Here is a 4,154-nt window from a genome sequence, read left to right as displayed (position 1 = left end):
TCCGCCGACCAACCCGGATGCCTTCCCGCGCGAATTCTACCCGCGCGTGGTCTATCACAACATCCGCGCTGCGGTTGACGTGACCGATCAGTTCCGCTTCTACGGTGGTGTTGATAACCTCACCGACCGTCAGCCGCCGCTAGGCCTCGACGGTACTGGTTTTGGTTCGGGCATTTATGACAACGTTGGTCGGTTCTTCTACGTGGGTGCCGAAGCAAAGTTCTGATCCTTCATTAAGGCTCAGCCGTAACACTAAAGGCGGCGCTTCCCAGGGAGCGCCGCCTTTCTGTTTGGTTTTGATGCGTTTTTGCATTCGGCCCCGCCTGGTTGTAAGGAGCGGCTACTGAACCCGCTTGGCCCACACCGCGCGCTTTTTAGCAACCTAGAGGCAAGCTGCGGGTTTAGTACCGAACGGGTTTAACAGGCTTGAAAATTGGGGGCGGGTCGCAAGACCTCCCCTTTTTTTGGCTGATGCTGGCGACAACTGTCTCAAGGCATGCTTGGATCGCAGTCGAGATCTGGCTGTAAAGTCTTCCTTTCCACGGGAACAATTTTCACGTTGTCGCCCTGGGCCGCGGATGCGGCTAAAGCGATGCGATCGGCGCGAAAATCGTGCCGCTCGTTTGATAGAATGGCGATGACGCACCCAGCCCGCGGCTTCTTGACTCACCTGCAACGCCTTGAGGCAGACAGCATCCACATCATGCGCGAGGTGGCGGCTGAGGCCGCAAAGCCGGTGATGCTCTATTCGGTCGGCAAGGATTCAGCCGTAATGCTGCATCTGGCACGCAAGGCCTTTTATCCGTCGCCGCCGCCGTTCCCGCTGCTGCATGTCGATACGACGTGGAAGTTCCGCGCAATGTACGATCTGCGCGAAAAGGCGGCGCGGGATGCGGGCATGGACCTGCTCGTCCACCAGAACCCAGATGCTAAGGCACGCGGCATCAATCCGTTCGATCATGGCGCGTTGCACACCGATATGTGGAAAACCGAAGGACTCAAACAGGCGCTCGACCTACATGGCTTTGATGCCGCATTCGGCGGGGCGCGCCGCGACGAGGAAAAGAGCCGCGCCAAGGAGCGCGTATTCTCGTTCCGCTCTGCCAGCCACCGCTGGGACCCAAAGAGCCAGCGTCCCGAACTGTGGAGCCTTTACAATGCGCGCAAGGCCAAGGGCGAAAGCATGCGCGTGTTCCCGATCAGCAACTGGACCGAGCTCGACATCTGGCAGTATATTCACCTTGAGGGGATCGCGATCGTACCGCTTTATTTCAGCGCGCCGCGCCCGACCGTCGAGCGCGACGGCATGCTGCTGATGGTCGATGATGATCGGTTTCGCCTGCACCCCGGCGAGCAACCGGTCGAGCGCTGGATCCGCTTTCGCACCCTGGGCTGCTATCCGCTCACCGGAGCGGTGGAAAGCCGTGCCACCACTTTGCCCGAGGTGATCAAGGAAATGCTGCTCACCACCACATCGGAGCGGCAGGGGCGCGCCATCGACCATGATGACGCCGCCAGCATGGAGAAGAAAAAGCAGGAGGGTTATTTCTGATGCGTTCCCCAGCCCGCCGCGCATTCGCACCCTGCATCGGGCAGCGCTGACATGGGCGTGACATACAAGACCGACGACCTGATCGCCTCCGACATCGAAGCCTATCTTGAGCAGCACCAGCACAAGACGCTGCTGCGGTTTATCACCTGTGGCAGTGTAGACGATGGCAAGTCGACGCTGATCGGGCGGCTGCTGTATGACAGCAAGATGATCTTCGAAGACCACCTCGCCGCGCTGGAGGCCGACAGCAAGCGCGCGGGTACACAGGGGCAGGAGATCGACTTCGCGCTGCTTGTCGATGGCCTGGCCGCAGAGCGCGAACAAGGCATTACCATCGATGTCGCCTATCGCTATTTCGCGACCGAAAAGCGCAAGTTCATCGTTGCCGACACGCCTGGGCACGAACAATATACGCGCAATATGGTCACCGGTGCCTCGACCGCAGACCTTGCGGTCATTCTGGTCGATGCGCGCAAGGGACTGCTCACCCAGACGCGGCGGCACAGCTATCTGTGCCAGCTGATCGGTATCCGCAACATCGTGCTGGCGGTCAACAAGATGGATCTGGTCGGTTACGACAAGACCCGCTTTGACGAGATCGTCGCCGACTATACCGCGTTCGCCGCCAGCATCGGCATTGACGCCTTCACCGCGCTGCCAATATCGGGCTTTCGCGGCGACAACATCACCACGGCAAGCGCCAACATGCCTTGGTATGCGGGGTCCGCGCTGCTTCCGCACCTTGAAACCGTGCCGCTGGACCAGACCGCAGGACTGACGCAGCCCTTCGCCATGCCGGTGCAATGGGTCAACCGGCCTACCCACGATTTTCGCGGGTTTTCAGGACTGATTGCTAGTGGGTCGGTGAAGCCCGGTGATCCGGTGCGCGTGTTGCCTTCGGGCAAGACCAGCGCCATCGCGCGGATCGTGACGCTGGATGGCGATCTGGAGCACGCGGTTGGCGGCCAGTCGGTCACGCTGATGCTCGCCGATGAAGTCGATTGCAGCCGGGGTGACGTCATCGCCGCCGCAGATGCGTCACCGCAGAGCGCCGACCAGTTCGAGACGACCATCGTCTGGATGGATGATGCCGATATGCTGCCGGGCCGCGCTTATTGGCTGAAAATCGGAACGAAAACCGTCGCGGCCACGCTGCAGGCGCCCAAATATCAGGTCGACGTCAACACCATGGAACGGCTGGCGGCAAAGACCTTCGCGCTCAATGCCATCGGCGTCGCAACGCTGACCACTGACCGGCCGATAGTGTTTGCGCCCTATGCCGAAAACCGCACGCTCGGCGGCTTCATCCTGATCGACAAGGTAACCAACGCGACCGTGGCGGCGGGTATGATCAATTTCGCGTTGCGCCGTGCGGACAATGTCCACTGGCAGGCCGTCGATATCGGGCCAGGGGCGCATGCCGCACAAAAGGGCCAGACCCCCCGCGTGCTATGGTTCACCGGCCTGTCGGGATCGGGCAAGTCGACGATCGCCAATATTGTCGAGAAAAAGCTGTTTGCGCATGGGTGTCATAGCTTCCTGCTCGATGGCGACAATGTCCGCCACGGCCTCAACAGGGATCTGGGTTTTACCGATGCCGACCGGGTGGAAAACATCCGCCGGGTGGGCGAGGTCACAAAGCTGATGACCGATGCCGGATTGATCGTGCTCACCGCGTTTATCTCGCCGTTCCGCGCGGAACGCGATATGGTGCGGTCCATGCTCGGGCCTGACCGCTTCGTCGAGATTTTCGTTGATACGCCGCTCGCCGAGGCGGAGCGGCGCGATGTGAAGGGGCTTTACAAAAAGGCGCGCAGCGGAGCGCTCAAGAACTTTACCGGCATCGACAGCCCATATGAGCCGCCCCTTAACCCTGAATTTCATATCGACACGACCCGGATGACACCCGAACAGGCCGCCGACATGATCGTCGAGCATATCGTCGGATTGTGGAGTCCCGACCTGTGAGCGATCTTGCCGCCGATGCCGCGCTCGCAGCCGCACTAGCCGGGGAAGCGGGGGGAATGTTGCTGAAATTGCGCGGGGGCGGAGCGGTTGATGGCAAGGCATTGGGGGCCGAGGGTGACCGGATCGCCAACGACTGGCTGGTATCGCAGCTGCTGGCGCACCGCCCGGACGATGGCCTGCTGTCAGAGGAGCGGCTTTGCGATGGCGCGCGGCTCGGCCATCGCCGCGTCTGGATCGTCGATCCGCTCGATGGCACGCGCGAATATAGTGAGCGGCGTGACGACTGGGCGGTGCATGTCGCGCTGGCCATCGACGGGGTGGCGTGTGTTGGCGCAGTGGCGCTGCCGGGGCTTGGCGCGGTGCTGCGTTCCGATCGGCCTGGTGCGCTGCCCGCGTCCGGCGAACCCTTGCGGTTCGTGGTGTCGCGGACGCGTCCGCCCGCTGAAGCGGTGGCAATAGCCGAGCGGCTGGGCGCAACGCTGATCCCGATGGGCTCCGCCGGTGCCAAGGCAATGGCAATCGTGCGGGGTGAGGCTGATGTCTACCTGCATTCGGGCGGGCAGTATGAGTGGGACAGCTGCGCACCGGTTGCGGTGGCGCTGGCGCATGGCCTGCACGCCTCGCGCATTGATGG

The 4,154-nt window shown here is 61.9% G+C and carries 4 protein-coding genes; all 4 read left to right on the top strand.

Annotation, left to right across the window (positions count from 1 at the left end; translation table 11 throughout):
- Positions 1 to 226 (top strand): hypothetical protein (locus ACEW8G_RS10610; protein ID WP_373488389.1); only part of this gene is annotated, 226 nt, incomplete at its 5' end.
- Positions 227 to 637: 411 nt separating this feature from the next.
- Positions 638 to 1,552 carry a sulfate adenylyltransferase subunit CysD gene (gene cysD / locus ACEW8G_RS10605; RefSeq protein WP_373488388.1) on the top strand — a complete coding sequence of 305 codons (915 nt, stop codon included), beginning with the start codon at positions 638 to 640 and terminating at the stop codon, positions 1,550 to 1,552.
- A 51-nt stretch (positions 1,553 to 1,603) separates the two neighbouring features.
- A complete protein-coding gene (gene cysN, locus ACEW8G_RS10600; RefSeq protein ID WP_373488387.1) occupies positions 1,604 to 3,520 on the top strand; it encodes a sulfate adenylyltransferase subunit CysN in 1,917 nt (638 codons plus the stop codon).
- 56 nt (positions 3,521 to 3,576) lie between these two features.
- On the top strand, positions 3,577 to 4,154 hold a 578-nt coding region (locus ACEW8G_RS10595; RefSeq protein ID WP_373488390.1), incomplete at its 3' end, for a 3'(2'),5'-bisphosphate nucleotidase CysQ.

It is taken from the genome of Blastomonas sp., from assembly GCF_041747255.1.
In the GTDB taxonomy this organism is placed as follows: domain Bacteria; phylum Pseudomonadota; class Alphaproteobacteria; order Sphingomonadales; family Sphingomonadaceae; genus Blastomonas.
The sequence above is the reverse complement of the archived record's forward strand: the minus strand, read 5'-3'. Positions and strand labels throughout refer to the sequence as shown.

Bases quoted from the DNA above. Each gene is read 5' to 3' on its own strand.
- cysN (WP_373488387.1), top strand. From the start codon at position 1,604: ATGGGCGTGACATACAAGACCGACGACCTGATCGCCTCCGACATCGAA.
- cysD (WP_373488388.1), top strand. From the start codon at position 638: ATGACGCACCCAGCCCGCGGCTTCTTGACTCACCTGCAACGCCTTGAG.